This window comes from Nocardia sp. NPDC051756 (assembly GCF_040681495.1).
In the GTDB taxonomy this organism is placed as follows: domain Bacteria; phylum Actinomycetota; class Actinomycetes; order Mycobacteriales; family Mycobacteriaceae; genus Nocardia.
Genome location: NZ_JBFAYV010000002.1, coordinates 1,132,773 through 1,147,490 on the forward strand (window position 1 = coordinate 1,132,773; position 14,718 = coordinate 1,147,490).

Sequence of the window (14,718 nt, forward strand, 5' to 3'; positions counted from 1 at the left end):
CGGTGCGGCAATGCCAAGCGCGCCGCCTCAGCGATGCATCGCGGCGGCGCCGGCCAGCGGCACGGTGAGGAACGAGGCCGCCCCTTCGGCGCGCTGGACGTCGTAGACGCCGCCGAGCAGCGCCGGATAGTCCTTCGGGTTGAAGATGTGGGTGGGCGCGTCGCCGGAACCGATGGTGATCTGCAAACGATGGCCCGGCTGGAAGACGTGAAAGGCCGGACGGATCTTGACGTTGTACTCGGTCACCTGGCCGGGGACCACCGGCAGCATCGACTCCCGCGTGCCGGGATGGAACGCGCCGAGCACGCTGCCGTCCGGGGCACGCCACGTCCGGTCCTCGTCCAGCGCGCGAAAGCTGCCGGCGAGCTGGCCGTCGGTCAGCGCGAGGGCCGTGCCGTCGGGCGCGATGTCCTGCACGGTCACGCTGAACGCCGAGGCGGGCGTATTCGACGTGGCGAACAGGGTGGCGCCGATGGGCCCGCCGAGCACCGTCGGCTCGGTGAACGCGTCGGTCGTGTACTGCGGATTATCCAGCAGCGCAGGCACATCCGGATGCGCGGGGAACTGCGCACAGGGGTCATCGAGGCCGGCCATCGTGGTGAACAGCTCGTACACGCCGGAGAAGTTCCGGGAGAACGAGGCGTTGCAGATGGTGCCGCCGTTGACCGGGCTGAAGGTCACCCGGTCCGAACCGGCCGGAGCCGTCGGACGTTCCGGCGTCAACCGGCCACCCGACGCCAAATACAAGTTCTGCGTGGGCGTTTCCCGCATCGGGTAGGTGGCGCTCTCGATCACGTTGCCGTTGACGTCGATCGCGTGCAGCGGCGTCTTCGTCTCGTCGATGCCGTTGCGGTCGTTCTTCAACCACCGGTCGAACCAGGCCAACTGGATGGAGTGCATATCGATATCGGTGTTGCGCTGCTCGCCGGGCTGTATGTGGAACCAAGGGCCGGTGAGCATTTGGAAGCGTCCACTGGACGACGCGCCCGCCGGCATCGGCCCGTTGTGCGAGCGTCCCGCGTAAGCGTTCTGCAATCCGGCGAAGGTGCGCGGCGTCCCGTCCTGGAGCAGGTCGTATTGGCCGCTGATCAGGTAGGTCGGAATGTCGTTCGCCGCAATCTGTTCCACCACATTGTCGATCGCGCGCGACTCCCAGTACGGGCCGTTGTACGCCTTGTCGCCGTCGAGCAGCGCGTTGAACACCGAGTGCCAGGTGCCGTCCGCCCGGAAGTGCGAGATCAGATGGTCGACGAAAACGCTGGCCATCTTGTCCGGCTCCCGATACAGCCCGAGAATCGGATCGATCTGCGGCAGTAGGGTGATCGGGAATTGCAGCATGGAGGCCAGGAACGCGATGTTGTAGAACCCGTCGTGATCGAGCAGATCCTGGAACGCGTGATTGCCCGGCATCAACGGAAACAGCGCCTTGACCGGCGAATCCGGTTCCAGCACACCGGCGGTGAACAGTTCGCTCATCCCGAGATACGACAGCCCCCACAGACCGATCTCACCGGTCGAGTTGGGTAGCCCGGCGGCCCAATGGATTACCCGTTTGGAGTCCTCCCGCTCCTGCGGTTGCAGGATGCTCCACTGCCCGCCCGACGATCCGGTGCCGCGAATATCCACGATGACGCTGATGTACCCGCGCTTGACGAAGTAGTCGCCATAACCCGCCGCGTCACCGATCTGCTTGGCCACATCGATGACGCTGGGCAGCGCGTTCTGCAAGAGCGGCCCGAGCCCCTCGTAGGACAGCAGCCGGACGAAACCAGCGCTGTCCTTGCCATATGCCGTCTGGGTCAACATGATCGGGAACGGGCCGGGCGCCGGTGCGCCGGACGCGTCGGTCGGATACCGCACATCTGCCCGCAGCACCACACCGTCCGCCATCGGCAGTTCGACATTCTTCTGCTCGCCGACGCCATACAGCTCGGGTCCCGGATTCCACCCCTCGGGCAATCCGGTCCGAGCATCCGCCTTTGGAAATCCGTTGGCCGGCAACGGATCCGCGAGCGCACTCGGCGCGGCTATCGGCAGCACCGAGGCGACCGCGAGAATGCCGACCGCGATTCGAGCCGCGATCGAGGTCGCCGGGGCGGATCCCCGGCGTGTGGCACGCCGATTCAGCCAACTATCGGTCATCATCATTGATCACCCATTCGATTCCGCGAGCGGCAATCTTGCCTGCTCACGATCATTTTCGGTTCTATCGGCGGCCCGAACCGCCATATTGGTAAGTGATCTTTTCAGATTGAAGGACAGAAGTCCAGCACCTGTCCCAGACGATTGCGCTCAGCGTGCGGTCAGATCCCGGCGCAAGAGTTTTCCGGTACTGGTGCGCGGAAGTTCGTCGAGGAAGGTGACATCCCGCGGCACCTTGAACCGCGCCAGATTCGCCTTCACATGCGCCCGAACCGCGTCGGCATCCAGCTCCTGGCCGGGGTGCCGTACCACGAAAGCCGCCAGCCGCTGGCCGAATTCGGCATCGGGCACCGCGACGATCGCCGCCTCCGCAACGGCCGGATGGGCATACAGCAGTTCCTCGACCTCACCGGGGAAGACGTTCTCGCCGCCGGACACGATCATGTCGTCGTCGCGTCCGTCGATGAACAGCCGCCCACCCGAATCCCAGTGCCCCACATCGCCGGACGACAACAGACCGTCGATGCTGTCCTTGTTGCCGCCGCCGGAGTACCCGGCGAACGAGAGCAGGCTACGCACGTAAATGGTGCCGCGCACACCAGGTTCGGTGACCACCTTGCCGTTCTCGTCGTAGAGCCGGACCGTCACCACCGTCGGCGGTTTACCGACCGTCCCGGACGCCGCCCGCCAGTCTTCGGGCGTCGCGATGGCCGCCACGCCGACCTCGGTCGACCCGTAGAAGTTGTAGAGCACGTCGCCGAACACCTCGGTGGCCGAATCACCCAGTGCGGCAGGCAGCGCCGAGCCCGCACTGAACACGATGCGCAGACTGTCGGTGTCGTACTTCGCCAGGATCTCGGGGCCGAGGTCGAGTATCCGGCGCAGCATGGTCGGCACCAAGACGAGCACCTGCGCCCGATGGTCGGCGACCTCGGCCAGCGTCGCCTCGGCGTCGAATCGCCTGCGCAGCACCACCGTCGAGGCCAGCGACAGCGACAGGATGAACTGATTCAACGCGGTGCCGTGGAACAACGGCGCGGCCAGCACCAGAGTCTGATTGCGCCGCAACGGAATCCGCTCGAGCAACGCGGCCGCGGCCAGCGGCGACTTGACCTCCCGCGGCACGCCCTTCGGCGTCCCGGTGGTCCCGCCGGTCAGCAGCACGAATCCGCCTTGCCGCGGCGGCGGAGCCAGTTCCGCCGTGTCATTGCCCGCGATCAGGTCGGCGACGGTCGGGATGCCTTCCACTTCGACCCCATCGTGCACGGCGAGCACCCGCCGCACCTCCGATGGCAATACCTGCAACAGCTCGCCGAATTCCTGGTCGTACACGACAACGTTCACACCTTCGCGCGCCACGACATCGGCCAGCTGCGGCCCGGCGAACCCGGTGTTGAGCAATACCACCCGCGCACCGATCTTCGCCGCGCCCAGCATGGCGTCCACCAGCTCGCGCCGGTCCCGGATGAGCGCCGCGACGGTGTCGCCCGGCCCGAGACCGAGCGCGGTGAACCCGCGAGCCAGCGCATTACCGCGCGCCTCGAGCTCCCGATAGGTCAGCGGACCTAGCTCATCGATCAACGCGACCCGATCGGGCTCGCGCCGCGCCGACATCCGCACCGGCCCAGCGATCCCGCCGAACTGCCGGACCGCCCGCGAGGCCCGCACGAGATCGGCTGGCGCGAGCAGGTCGAGCACCCCGGCGCGTTGCAGCACGCCCACCGAATGCAGGTTGACCATCAGCGCGCGAACGGCACTTCCGATGGAGGACATGACCACTCCGTCCAGAGAATCTTCGACACCCTCGAACAAGGGAGCCGACTCGACTGTAGGAGATTTCCAGAATTTCGGCAAGACATCTTTTCAGATGAACACCGCACCGGACCGCTTGCCGGTTCCGCTGGTTTCACATCAGGTGAGCGCGAGCCCGGAGTTCACGAAATACGCGATCTCCTCGCATATTTCGTCCACGCTGATCACCGAATCGGGCAGCGTGCTCTGCACCAATTCCTGCGCGAGCGAGTTCACCGCGCCGATCACCGCGAGCGCGAAAAGATCGAACCGCCGCGGCTTGGCCTCGCCGCGCTCCACCCCGCGCTCGGCCTCGCTGATGATCAATGCGGAAAGCAGGCGCCGCTGATCCCTGCGCCACTCCTCCACCTTTTGGCTGACGCCGACCACTTCGACATAACAGACCCGGGCCGAGCGATGATCGGCACAGGTCACCGAGAGATAAGCGCGGAAGCTCTCGACCACTCGCGTGGAAAGCGGATCGCCCTCGGTTTTCGCCAGCGCCTCCAAGGCCCGTTCGACCGCGTGCGAGGTGGTCCGGTTGACCAGCGCGATGAGCAAAGCCTCGCGGCTGCCCATATCTTCGTAGAAACTGCGCGTGGACACATTCGCGACCGCGCACAGCCGCTCGATGGAAGTCGCTGCGTAACCCTGGGTTCCGAATAATTCGAGGGCGGCATCGATCAAACGAGTCTGCCGCTGCGCCACTCGTTGTTCCCGCGACAGCCCGCCGTAGCTGCGACCGTCCTTCGATTCCTCTTCCCGCCGTGCCACCGTTCGATGCTACCCGCTGACCCGCCCCGGCCCCGGCACGGACATCGGTCCGAGCCGGGGGACGACGACTAGTTGTGCTGGCCGATGGCATATCCGACGAGGGCCTGCGCCATGGGCGGCAGAATCTCCGCCAGGGCCTGGCCGAACTGCGGTTCCCCGAGGGTGCTGACCGGGCTGGTGATCGAGCAGCCCTGCGGCGCCGCGACACCGTTGAGCCGGTCTTTCAGCCAATAGAACGCACCGGGCAGATGGGAGAGCACGCCGGAGATATGTTCGGCGGCGAATTCCCGGACGTAGGTCACGCTCGGCGCACCCTCGGCACAATACTTCTGCACGGTCGAGTCGGTGCCCGCGATCGGAATCAGCTCGTCGTTCTGCGCGTGATAGAAGTAGATCGGCACGGTCGGTTTTTGTTGTCCGAGTGAGTTGTCCGCGATCGCCTCCCGAATCTCCGGCAGGGACAACGGATCACCGCCCTGGAAAGTGCCGAAGTAGTTGAAGCCGGGGAACAGGATCGCTCCCTGCGGATGGCACAGCACCTTCTTCGACGCCATGATGAATTGCCCGAGGAGATCGACCCGTTCGCGCATCACCCGCTGCATTTCCGGGTATTCGGTCGAGATGCCGACGATCGCGGCCGAGATGAGCCCGGCGTAGACCCCGCCGTTGTTGTGCCGCACCACCCCGGCATAGTCGCCCGCCGCGACGCCGCCCGCGGCGATACCGACGATATTCAGCTCGGGCGCATAACTCTCTTTGATCTCCGGGACGAACGCCGACGGAATCGTGCCGCCCGAGTAACCCCACAGGGCCGCCGGAGTTTCCGGCCCGCTCAGTTGCGCGGGCGCGAAGTTCTCCGCCGCCCGAATACCGTCGAGCGTCGCCTGCGCATTCATCCGCGACGCGCCGTACGCCGAATTCGGCCCCTGATAGTCGGGCATCGCGATCGTCCAACCCTGCCCGAGACCCGCGGCGATCGGAATGAGCGTCTCCGCCGCGTTCACGTAATCGACCGGGATGGCGCCGGATTGGGCCACATACGACGGTGCGCAATACTGCGCGACGCTGTCCTCGGCGATCTGATACGACAGCAGCTTCGATCCGCCGGCCGGCGCGGGACCGCGCGGCTTCAGGATCGTGGTGACCGTCGAGATCGGCTCCCCGTGGCTGTTGGTGGTGCGGTAAAGCAATTGCCACGCATCGACATTCAGCTGCAAGATGCCCATGAACGCCGGATAGATCGCCCGCGCGCGCAGAATCTCGCCGGGCTGTGCCGCGGCGACCACCCCCGCCGCCGGCTTGTAGAAGTCGTCGAGTTCGGGCGGCAGGGTGAGCGCGGGCGCCGGTTCGATCCGGACACTCTCCTGCTCCCCCGGCGCCGCCTGCCCCGAACCGAATGCCGTCCACGCCGCCATCAGCGCGATGACGCCGAGGACTACGACGCGCCCACCATTGCGCACGTTCATCGAAGTGCCTTCCCGTTACCGATCGTTACCGATACTGGTAAGGGATATTTTCAGATAACCGGCAAGAAGTCCAGACTCAGACAGTGGTTCGGCTCATAGCCAGCCAAAAGCGGGTGGTGCAGCACACCACCCGCTTCGGCGAAACTACTTGACGCTGCCCGCGGTAAGGCCCGCTACCAGGCGCTTCTCGATGAACGCGAACAGGATCACGACCGGGATGATACCGACCGTGGAGATAGCGAACACGTATTGCCACGAGGTGTCGTACTGGCCGACGAACTTGGTCAGCGCGACCGACAGCGGCTGATTTTCCGGCGTGGTCAGCACCACCAGGCTGGCGGCGAACTCGTTCCAGCAGGAGACGATGACGAAGATCGTCGCCGTCACGATGCCCGGCCAGACCAGCGGCAGGCTCACTCGGACCAGGATCTGCCAGCGACTCAACCCGTCCAGCATCGCGGCCTCCTCGATCTCCACCGGGATGGAGGCGAAGAAGCTGTGCAGGATCCACACCGCGAACGACAGGTTGAACGCCGCGTTCACCAGGATCATCGCCAGCCAGGTGTCGTTGATGCCGACCGCGAAGAACTCCCGGATCAGACCGGTGACCAACACCGTCGGCTGCAACATCTGGGTGACCAGCACCAGGCCGAGGAACACTGCGCGACCCGGAAACTTGTGCCGCGCTGTGTAATACGCCGCCGGAATGGCGACCAGCAGCACCAGCACCGTGGCGAACACCGAAATGATCACCGTGCTGGCCAGATTGAACGGCAGCGGTGTTTCCGGGGTGTCCCACATGGTGGAGTAGTTGTCCGGATGCCAGGTTTCCGGAATGTAAGTCGGTGGGATGCGCAGGATTTCGGCCCGGCTCTTCAGCGAGCCGAGCACCATCACGATGAACGGCAGCAGGAACAGCGCGGCCAGCACCGCGCCGACCGCGGTCAGTTCCCAGCGGCGCCGCTTCGCCCGGGCGCCGGGACGCGCGTCCGAATCGGCCACTGCCACCGCACCCGTGACCTTCTCGATGTGCGTCACATCCGCCGCGGTCATCCGTCGACCTCCTGTGCCATGCGGGACACCCGCACCCGGTCGGCCGATGGGAGAGGCTGCGCTTGTATCACCCGTCGACCTCCTGCGTCGGCCGGACCACTTTCACGTAGATCGCGATGATGACGATGATCAGCACGAAGTTCAGCACGCTCATCGCCGCCGCCGTGTCGATCTGCTGATTCTGCCGAATCAGCTTGAACATCAACGTGGTTGTGGTGTCGGCCTGGAAACCCGCGATACTGCCGGTGATCACCTGCAGAATCGGCAGCGAGTTGAACGAGTTGATGATGTTGATGATCGTCGCCACCGCGATGGCCGGACGCAGTTGCGGCAGCGTGAGGAAGCGGTAACGCTGCCACGCGCTGGCGCCGTCGACCCGGCCCGCCTCATTGATCTCGGCCGGAATCGATTGCAGCCCAGCCAGAATCGTGTAGGTGGTGAACGGGATGGAGACGAACACCGCGACGCCGATCGCGACCAGGAAGGCCGGCGTCGGCTGCTTGGTGAAGCCGTAACCCCGGTCCAGCAGGCCGATATCGACCAGGAACCGGTTGGCGATGCCGACGTCGGGATCGAGCATGTAGTAGAAGATCGTCGTCGTCATCACGACCGAGGCGGCCCACGGCACCAGGATCGCCATCCGCACCGCGGTGCGGCCGGGGAAATCCTTGTTGAGGAACTGGGCGAGGCCCGCCGAGATCACCAGGGTGATCAGCACGACGGCGACAACCCAGATCACCGTGTGCGCGAGAACAGATCCCAGCTCCGAGATCCCGAACAGCGTGCGGAAGTTCTCCAGGCCGGCCGCGCCCCGGTCTTGACCGTAGGCGCTGAGATCCCGGGTACTGGTCCACAGCATGTAGCAGGCGGGAAAGGCGACGATAGCCGCGATCAAGACCAGCGAGGGTCCGATCCACGGTATCGCCGCCAGAGTTCCTTTCCGTCGCACGCTATTTCGCGGCTTCCTGTATGCGCTGCAGCACCTGGGCCGGGTCGGTGCCCTGTGCGATGGTGCCCATCTGCTGGCGGATAGCGCCCTGCGCCGCAGCCCATTTCGGGTTGTTGCTCGGGTAGAACTGCGCCACCGCGAGGGTGGAGCCGAACGCCTTGGTCACCGGGTCGGCGGCCAGCTTGGCGGCCGCGGTGTTGGTGATCGGGATGAAGCCCTCGGTCGAGACGAACTTCGAGTAGACGTCGGCGCCGTAGAAGAAGTCGAGGAACTTCTTGATCGACTCGGTCTTCTTGCCGTCCTTCTTGAACGCCATCAGGTGATCGGCCACGCCCAGGGTCACCGGGGTGCCGGACTTGGTCGGCGTCGGCGCGGTCGCGTACTTCAGCGCCGGGTTCTTCGAGGCGATCTGGCTGATGGTCGGGGGCAGGCCCTCGATCATGCCGATCTTGCCCTGGATGAACGCGTTGATCACGTCCTTACGGTCGGTCGCACCCGGATTCGGCTGGGTGACACCGGCATCGGCGATCTCGCGCATCGCGCGCACGCCCTCCAGGTTGGCCGGGGTGTCGACGGTGACCTTGTCCCCGTCGGCCCACTTACCGCCCGCACCGAAGGTCCAGATGGAGGTCTCGCCCTGGGCTTCCTCGCTGCCGAGCGGCAGGCCGTAGCCGGAGACCCCGCCGCCGAGCGCCTGGATCTTCTTCGCCGTGTCGGTGAGCTCGGCCCACGTCTTCGGCGGCGCGGTGACGCCGGCCTTGGTGAACAGGTCGGTGTTGTAGAACAGGGTGCGGGTGGAGGCGAACAGCGGCAGCGCGTACTGCGTGCCGTTCAGCGACGCGTTCTTCGCGAAGCCGGGCTGGATGTCCGAAAGCACCTGCGGCGAGACAACTTCCGAGGCCGAGTACAGCTGGCCGTCACTGGCGAAGCTGGCGTAGGCGTCGATGTTGAGGATGTCCGGGGTGGTCGACTTCGACTGCAGCTTGGTGCGCACCACGTCGTTGATCGAGTTCCAGGACTCGATCTGCAGGTTCACCTTGATGTCCGGGTTCGACTTCTGGAAGTCCGCGATGATCCCGTCCCACAGCGCCTTCGTACCGTTGGCCCCGTCGCTGTAGGCCGGGGCTAAAAAGTTGATCGTGTTGTCGGAATCGGCGTTATCTTTCGAGCCGAACCCACAGGACGAGATCGCCAGCGCGAGGCCGGTGAACATCGCGACCCCCGCAAGCACGCCGTGGAGTGGTCTTTTCACGAGTAGAACCTTTCAAATTTGCACACCGGGCGCCACTGGACAGCCGATGATGGGATCGAACTGATCGACCGACTATCAACATAGACCCAAGCTTGATCATATGTGACCGATTCGCTCGTAAATTTGACATGAACGATCACCGGGCGGATTCTGTTGTTGTGCCGATCTCCGCCGAACCCACCCCCGTCACCCATCTGGCCAACGAGGTCGCCACCCAGCCTGACGACTGGGCGCGCGCCGAAACGATCGCTGCCGAACATCGCGACATCCTCCCCCACAAGGGCGAGCGAGTCGCCGTGATCGGTTGCGGCACTTCCCTGTTCATGTCCAAAGCGATTGCGGCGCTGCGCGAGGGCGCAGGCCACGGTCTGACCGACGCCTGGCCCGCCAGCGAGGTCCGCTACGGCCGCGACTATGACCGCTACCTGGTGATATGCCGGTCAGGCACGACCACCGAGGTGGTCAATGCCATGCGGGACATCCCAGCACACATTCCGCGCACCGTCATCTGCTCCAGCCCGGGCACCCCGGTGCTCGAGCTGGGCGATCCGATCCTGATCGACGAGGTCGACGAGGAATCGGTGGTGCAGACCCGCTTCGCCACCACCGCGCTGGCGATCCTGCGCTGGCACCTCGGCGAAGACCTCGCCCCGGTGATCGAGCAGGCGCGCACGGTGCTCGCCGAGGATCCGGCGGTATCGCTGGCCGACGTCCGCCACGCCGAGGAGATCAGCTTCGTCGGTATGGGCTTCGCCGCCGCCATCGCCGAGGAATCCGGCCTCAAGCTGCGCGAATCCTGCCAGTCCTGGACCGAGTCCTACCTGGCCACCGAGTACCGCCACGGCCCGGTCGCCATCTCGGCGCCCGGTCGCGCGGTCTGGGCCTTCGGCCCGCTCGTCCCGAACTTCGCCAGGGACATCGCCAGTACCGGTGCGCACTTCGAGCACCGCGACATCGACCCGATGGCCGACCTGCTCCGCGTGCACCAGCTCTGCGTGCTGCGCGCGGCCGACCTCGGCCTGGACCCCGACCACCCGCGTGGGCTCAATCGCTCGGTCGTCCTCGACCAGTGATCGGACCGGCCCGGTGAAACTCGACCAAGCTGGAGCCACCCTGCGCGACGCACCGGGAACTACTGTGCCAAGCATGGGAGTGGCGAACGAGACGTCCTCGACCAGTGCCGCCCGGCCCGCGGCCGGGACTGCCGGGTCGGCCGCGGCGGCCAACCGCGGCGGCACTCCGACGCGTTCGGCTGCGGTATCGCCGCAGCCGGACGCGTTGGCCGAGGACGCGCTGGTGCTCGGCCTCGATGTCGGCGGCACCACGATCAAAGGCGAGATCACCGACGCCGCGGGCACCGTGCTCGCGGTCGGAACCGTCGCGACACCGCAGGGTGAAGCCGCGTTCGAGGTGATGGGGGCGCTCGGCGATCGGTTGCTCGGTGAGTTGACCGAGGAGCAGCGGGCGCGCGTAGGCCGGGCCGCGGTCGTGCTGCCGGGCATCGTGGACACCGTTCGATCGATCGCGGTGTTCAGTAGCAATGTCGGGTGGCGCGACTTCGAGGTCGGCAGCCGGTTCATCGATCGCTGGGGTGTGCCCGTGCTGATCGAACATGATGTGGCCGTTGCGGGTTGGGCCGAGTGGCGGTTCGGGGCCGGGCGTGGGTACGACAACGTGTGCGTGGTCATTCTCGGGACCGGGATCTCCGGGACGTTGTCGGTCGGCGGGCGGTTGTTGCGCAGTACCTATGGTCAGGTCGGCGAGTACGGGCACATCCCGGTTCGTGCGGATGGACTGCCTTGTCCGTGCGGCAACACCGGATGTGTGGAAACCGTTGCTTCCGGGGCGTCGATCGCTCGTGCTTACACCCGGCGTACCGGGCGTGAAATCAGTGGTGCCGCTGAGGTATTCGCGTTGGTGGAGACCGATGCGGAGGCCAAGGCGGTGCTTGCGGATGCGGTCGATGCGCTGGCCGATGGGCTCATCGGGATCGTGCATGCCGCGTGTCCCGAGCTGATCATTCTCGGTGGCGGGCTGGCGGGTGCCGGTGCCGCGCTGACGGATCCGCTGCATCAGGCCATTGCCGACCGGCTTCGGCTGGTTCCGGCTCCGCGCGTCGTGCTCGGTGAGTACGGGGCGCGCGCGGGACTGACCGGGGCTGCGCTGTTTGCCCGGCAAGGGGCGCTCGAATGATCGGGCCGGCGAGGAGGTGTGCGCGTGACTGAAGTAGTTGTTCGCGGGCGCGTTGTCTCGGCGACCGCTCAGCTGGACGATGGCGTGGTCACGATCGTCGGTGATCGGATCGATGGTGTGCTGCCGTTCGCGGAGTGGGTTGCGGCGCATCCGGATTCGCCGGAGCCGCCCTTTGCGGGAACGCTGCTGCCTGGCCTCGTGGACATTCATAATCACGGCGGGTTCGGACATCGGTTCGACACCGTCGATGTGGCGGAGGCGCGGGCGGCGGCGGAGTTCCATCATGCGAGCGGGTCCACGACGGTGGTCGCGAGCATTGTCACCGCGGCCGCCTCGGACATGGTCGCGCAGACCGCTGTGTTGCGCGAGTTGGCTGCCGACGGGGTGATCGGCGGGATTCATGCCGAGGGGCCGTTTCTGTCGGAGGCGCGATGCGGGGCACAGGATCCGCGGTTTCTGCGCGATCCCGATCTCGAGCTGACCGATCAGCTGCTCGCGGCCGGCGGCGGGCAGCTGCGAGTGATGACGCTGGCGCCGGAACGGTCCGGGTATGACGCTGTCGCGCAACGACTTACCGAACACGACGTGGTGGTTTCACTGGGACACAGCAATGCCGACTATGCGTCATTCCTGAAGGCCCTGCGGCCCACCGGATTCGGCGCTTTGGTGACGCATCTGGCGAATGGGATGCCGCCGCTTCATCACCGCGACCCCGGTCCGGTCGGAGCCGGTCTGGTCGCCGCGTCGGCTGGGCAGGCGACGGTCGAGTTGATCGGGGACGGCGTGCATGTCGATCCCGGTTTCGCCGCGCTGGTCTTCGCGGCCGCGCCGGGCCGGGTCGCGCTGATCACCGATGCGATGCAGGCCGCCGGGTTGTCGGATGGCGAGTATCAGCTCGGTCCGCAGTCCGTGACGGTGCGACAAGGGGTCGCCCGGATCGCGAACGGATCGATCGCGGGCGGCGTCAGCACGCTGCTCGACAATGTGGCGCGCGCGGTGCGCGAGTCCGGCGTGTCGCTGGCCGACGCGGTGCGCGCGGCGACGTCCACCCCCGCGGCGGCGCTACGACTACCCGAGGTCGGTGACCTGCGGACGGGATACTTCGCCGACCTATTGATCGTTGGGGAGAGCCTGCGGTTGCGCCGGGTGCTCAGGCGAGGAGAGTGGTTGTCGTGATCCTCACCGTGACGATGAATCCCGCCTATGACATGACCTACCGCGTCGAGCACTTCGAGCGAGGCCAGGCACATCGGGTCCGCTCGGTCGAACAACGCATCGGCGGTAAGGGCATCAACGTCACGCGGGTGCTGAATCAACTCGGAAAGTACGCCAGGGCAACGGGTTTCTCCGATCACGCCTTCGCGGCCGCCGCCGAGCTGGAGATGCCGGTCGACTTCGTGCACGCGCTCCCCTGGGTCCGCCGCACCGTGGTGATCAGCGAATCCGAGGACGGCACCGCCACCGCCCTGTGGGAGCCCGGCGCCCGCGTCTCCAACCCGCACGCCGCCGAACAGCTCGCGGTCCGGGTCGCGGGCATGCTGCCCGACGTCGACGGCCTGGTCATCTCCGGGTCGCTGCCCGGCGGCATCGCGCCGTCGCTGCCTGCGGAGATCGCCCGCACCGCCATCGCCGCCGACGTGCCCACCATCTGCGATGTCGACGGCGAGGCCCTGCGCCTGGCCGCCCAGATCCCCGGCATCATCCTCATGCCCAACGGCGACGAGCTGCACCGCCTCACCGGCATCAAGCCCGCTACCGCCGACGAGGTCGTCACCGCCGCCTACCCGCTCATCGAGAGCGGTGTCCGCGCGGTCATCGCCACCCGTGGCGCCGACGGCATGGTCGCCGTCACCGCCGAGGGCGCGTGGTACGCCACCCTTCCCGAACCGTTGGCCGGAAATCCCACCGGTGCAGGCGATTCCGCCACCGCCGCGGTCATCGCCGCGCTCACCGCGGACGAAATCCCCGACTGGCCAGCCATTCTCATCGACGCCGTAGCCACGTCCGCCGCCGCCGTGGTCATCCCCGTCGCCGGCGAGATCGACCGCTGCCTGCGTACCCGCATCGCCCCCACCGTCCGCGTCACCCAGCTGGACCTACCCACCCGCCAAGAAACCGCCCCGTGAATCGAACGTTGCCCCAACCGCAACATTCACGCGGGCGGATGTGCTGAGTTCTCAGGAGATGTACCTATGCCGTTGACGCCTGTTTCCGACTTGATCACCGCCGCGCGACCGGGTGGGCTCGGCGCGTTCAATGTGATCACCTTGGAGCATGCCGAAGCTATCGCGGCGGCGGCGGAATCGGCGAAACGGCCTGTTGTGCTGCAACTTTCGGAGAACACGGCGGCCTATCACGGTAGCCTCGCCCCGCTTGCGCTCGCTTGCTTGCGCATCGCGGCGGACAGCACCGCCGACATCGCCGTCCATCTCGACCATGCGACCTCGCCCGAATTGGTCCGTGCCGCAGTCGAACTCGGTATCCGCTCGGTCATGTACGACGGCTCCACGCTCGACTATGCCGCCAACGTCGCCGCTACCGCCGACATCACCCGCTGGTGCCACGAGCGTGACGTGCACGTCGAGGCCGAACTCGGCGAGGTGGGCGGCAAGGACGGCGCGCACGCCCCCGGTGTTCGCACCGACCCCGACGAAGCTGTCGAATTCGTCGCCGGCACCGGCGTAGACGCCTTGGCCGTAGCCGTCGGCTCCTCACACGCCATGCACGACCGCACCGCCACCCTCGACAACGACCTCATCGCTCACCTGGCCGCCAAGGTCCCCGTCCCGCTGGTCCTGCACGGCTCCTCCGGCGTCCCCGACGACGGCCTGCGCGCCGCGATCGACCACGGCATCACCAAGGTCAACATCGCCACCCGGCTCAACGTCCTGATGACCGAGGCCATCCGCACCACCCTCGCCACCTCCCCCACCCTCTCCGACCCCCGCAAATACCTCACCCCCGCCCGAGCAGCCATCCAAGCCGAGGTCGAACACTTCCTCCAGCTCCTGGCCCGCTGACCACCCGGCCGAAGTATTGCGGTCGGCGACGCCAGGAGTAACGCCGCCGACCGCGGGGAAGGGTGAACCGGGGCAGCC

At 66.5% G+C, this 14,718-nt stretch carries 12 protein-coding genes; 5 read left to right on the top strand and 7 right to left on the bottom strand.

From position 1 onward, the window contains the following. Positions 1-27: 27 nt before the first annotated feature. The 7 genes from AB0M22_RS11380 to AB0M22_RS11410 all read right to left on the bottom strand — a co-directional run bounded on the left by AB0M22_RS11380 (position 28) and on the right by AB0M22_RS11410 (position 9,427). Positions 28-2,145 carry a CocE/NonD family hydrolase gene (locus AB0M22_RS11380; RefSeq protein WP_364723839.1) on the bottom strand — a complete coding sequence of 706 codons (2,118 nt, stop codon included), beginning with the start codon at positions 2,143-2,145 and terminating at the stop codon, positions 28-30. 147 nt (positions 2,146-2,292) lie between these two features. Then, positions 2,293-3,915, bottom strand: coding sequence for an AMP-binding protein (locus tag AB0M22_RS11385; RefSeq protein ID WP_364723842.1), 1,623 nt, complete (start codon positions 3,913-3,915; stop codon positions 2,293-2,295). A 138-nt stretch (positions 3,916-4,053) separates the two neighbouring features. Beyond that, positions 4,054-4,707, bottom strand: a complete 654-nt coding sequence (locus AB0M22_RS11390) for a TetR/AcrR family transcriptional regulator (protein ID WP_364723844.1) — start codon at positions 4,705-4,707, stop codon at positions 4,054-4,056. Between the two features lie 68 nt (positions 4,708-4,775). Beyond that, on the bottom strand, positions 4,776-6,173 hold the full coding sequence (locus AB0M22_RS11395) for a lipase family protein (protein WP_364723848.1): 1,398 nt from the start codon (positions 6,171-6,173) through the stop codon (positions 4,776-4,778). Positions 6,174-6,317: 144 nt separating this feature from the next. Next, positions 6,318-7,226 carry a carbohydrate ABC transporter permease gene (locus AB0M22_RS11400; protein ID WP_364723851.1) on the bottom strand — a complete coding sequence of 303 codons (909 nt, stop codon included), beginning with the start codon at positions 7,224-7,226 and terminating at the stop codon, positions 6,318-6,320. A 67-nt stretch (positions 7,227-7,293) separates the two neighbouring features. Then, complete coding sequence (locus AB0M22_RS11405; protein ID WP_364723854.1) at positions 7,294-8,121, bottom strand: sugar ABC transporter permease; 828 nt, start codon at positions 8,119-8,121, stop codon at positions 7,294-7,296. 55 nt (positions 8,122-8,176) lie between these two features. Beyond that, positions 8,177-9,427: an extracellular solute-binding protein gene (locus AB0M22_RS11410; RefSeq protein ID WP_364723856.1), complete on the bottom strand. Its 1,251-nt coding sequence runs from the start codon at positions 9,425-9,427 to the stop codon at positions 8,177-8,179. Between the two features lie 128 nt (positions 9,428-9,555). Between AB0M22_RS11410 and AB0M22_RS11415 the strand changes: the two genes are divergently transcribed. From AB0M22_RS11415 to AB0M22_RS11435, 5 genes are all read left to right on the top strand, one after another. Continuing rightward, the gene (locus AB0M22_RS11415; RefSeq protein WP_364723859.1) at positions 9,556-10,500 is read left to right on the top strand and encodes a sugar isomerase; all 945 of its coding nucleotides are present in this window, start codon (positions 9,556-9,558) and stop codon (positions 10,498-10,500) included. Positions 10,501-10,573: 73 nt separating this feature from the next. Next, positions 10,574-11,620 (top strand): ROK family protein, encoded by a 1,047-nt coding sequence (locus AB0M22_RS11420; protein WP_364723862.1) that lies wholly within the window; start codon positions 10,574-10,576, stop codon positions 11,618-11,620. Between the two features lie 24 nt (positions 11,621-11,644). Beyond that, positions 11,645-12,796, top strand: a complete 1,152-nt coding sequence (locus AB0M22_RS11425; protein ID WP_364723865.1) for an amidohydrolase family protein — start codon at positions 11,645-11,647, stop codon at positions 12,794-12,796. Further along, positions 12,793-13,746, top strand: coding sequence for a hexose kinase (locus tag AB0M22_RS11430; protein WP_364723868.1), 954 nt, complete (start codon positions 12,793-12,795; stop codon positions 13,744-13,746). The genes AB0M22_RS11425 and AB0M22_RS11430 overlap by 4 nt, the downstream gene beginning before the upstream one ends. 66 nt (positions 13,747-13,812) lie before the next feature. Next, positions 13,813-14,640: a class II fructose-bisphosphate aldolase gene (locus AB0M22_RS11435; protein WP_364723871.1), complete on the top strand. Its 828-nt coding sequence runs from the start codon at positions 13,813-13,815 to the stop codon at positions 14,638-14,640. Positions 14,641-14,718 lie beyond the last annotated feature (78 nt).

Bases quoted from the DNA above. Each gene is read 5' to 3' on its own strand.
- AB0M22_RS11380 (WP_364723839.1), bottom strand. From the start codon at position 2,145: ATGATGACCGATAGTTGGCTGAATCGGCGTGCCACACGCCGGGGATCC.
- AB0M22_RS11385 (WP_364723842.1), bottom strand. From the start codon at position 3,915: ATGTCCTCCATCGGAAGTGCCGTTCGCGCGCTGATGGTCAACCTGCAT.
- AB0M22_RS11395 (WP_364723848.1), bottom strand. From the start codon at position 6,173: ATGAACGTGCGCAATGGTGGGCGCGTCGTAGTCCTCGGCGTCATCGCG.
- AB0M22_RS11400 (WP_364723851.1), bottom strand. From the start codon at position 7,226: ATGACCGCGGCGGATGTGACGCACATCGAGAAGGTCACGGGTGCGGTG.
- AB0M22_RS11415 (WP_364723859.1), top strand. From the start codon at position 9,556: ATGAACGATCACCGGGCGGATTCTGTTGTTGTGCCGATCTCCGCCGAA.
- AB0M22_RS11420 (WP_364723862.1), top strand. From the start codon at position 10,574: ATGGGAGTGGCGAACGAGACGTCCTCGACCAGTGCCGCCCGGCCCGCG.
- AB0M22_RS11435 (WP_364723871.1), top strand. From the start codon at position 13,813: ATGCCGTTGACGCCTGTTTCCGACTTGATCACCGCCGCGCGACCGGGT.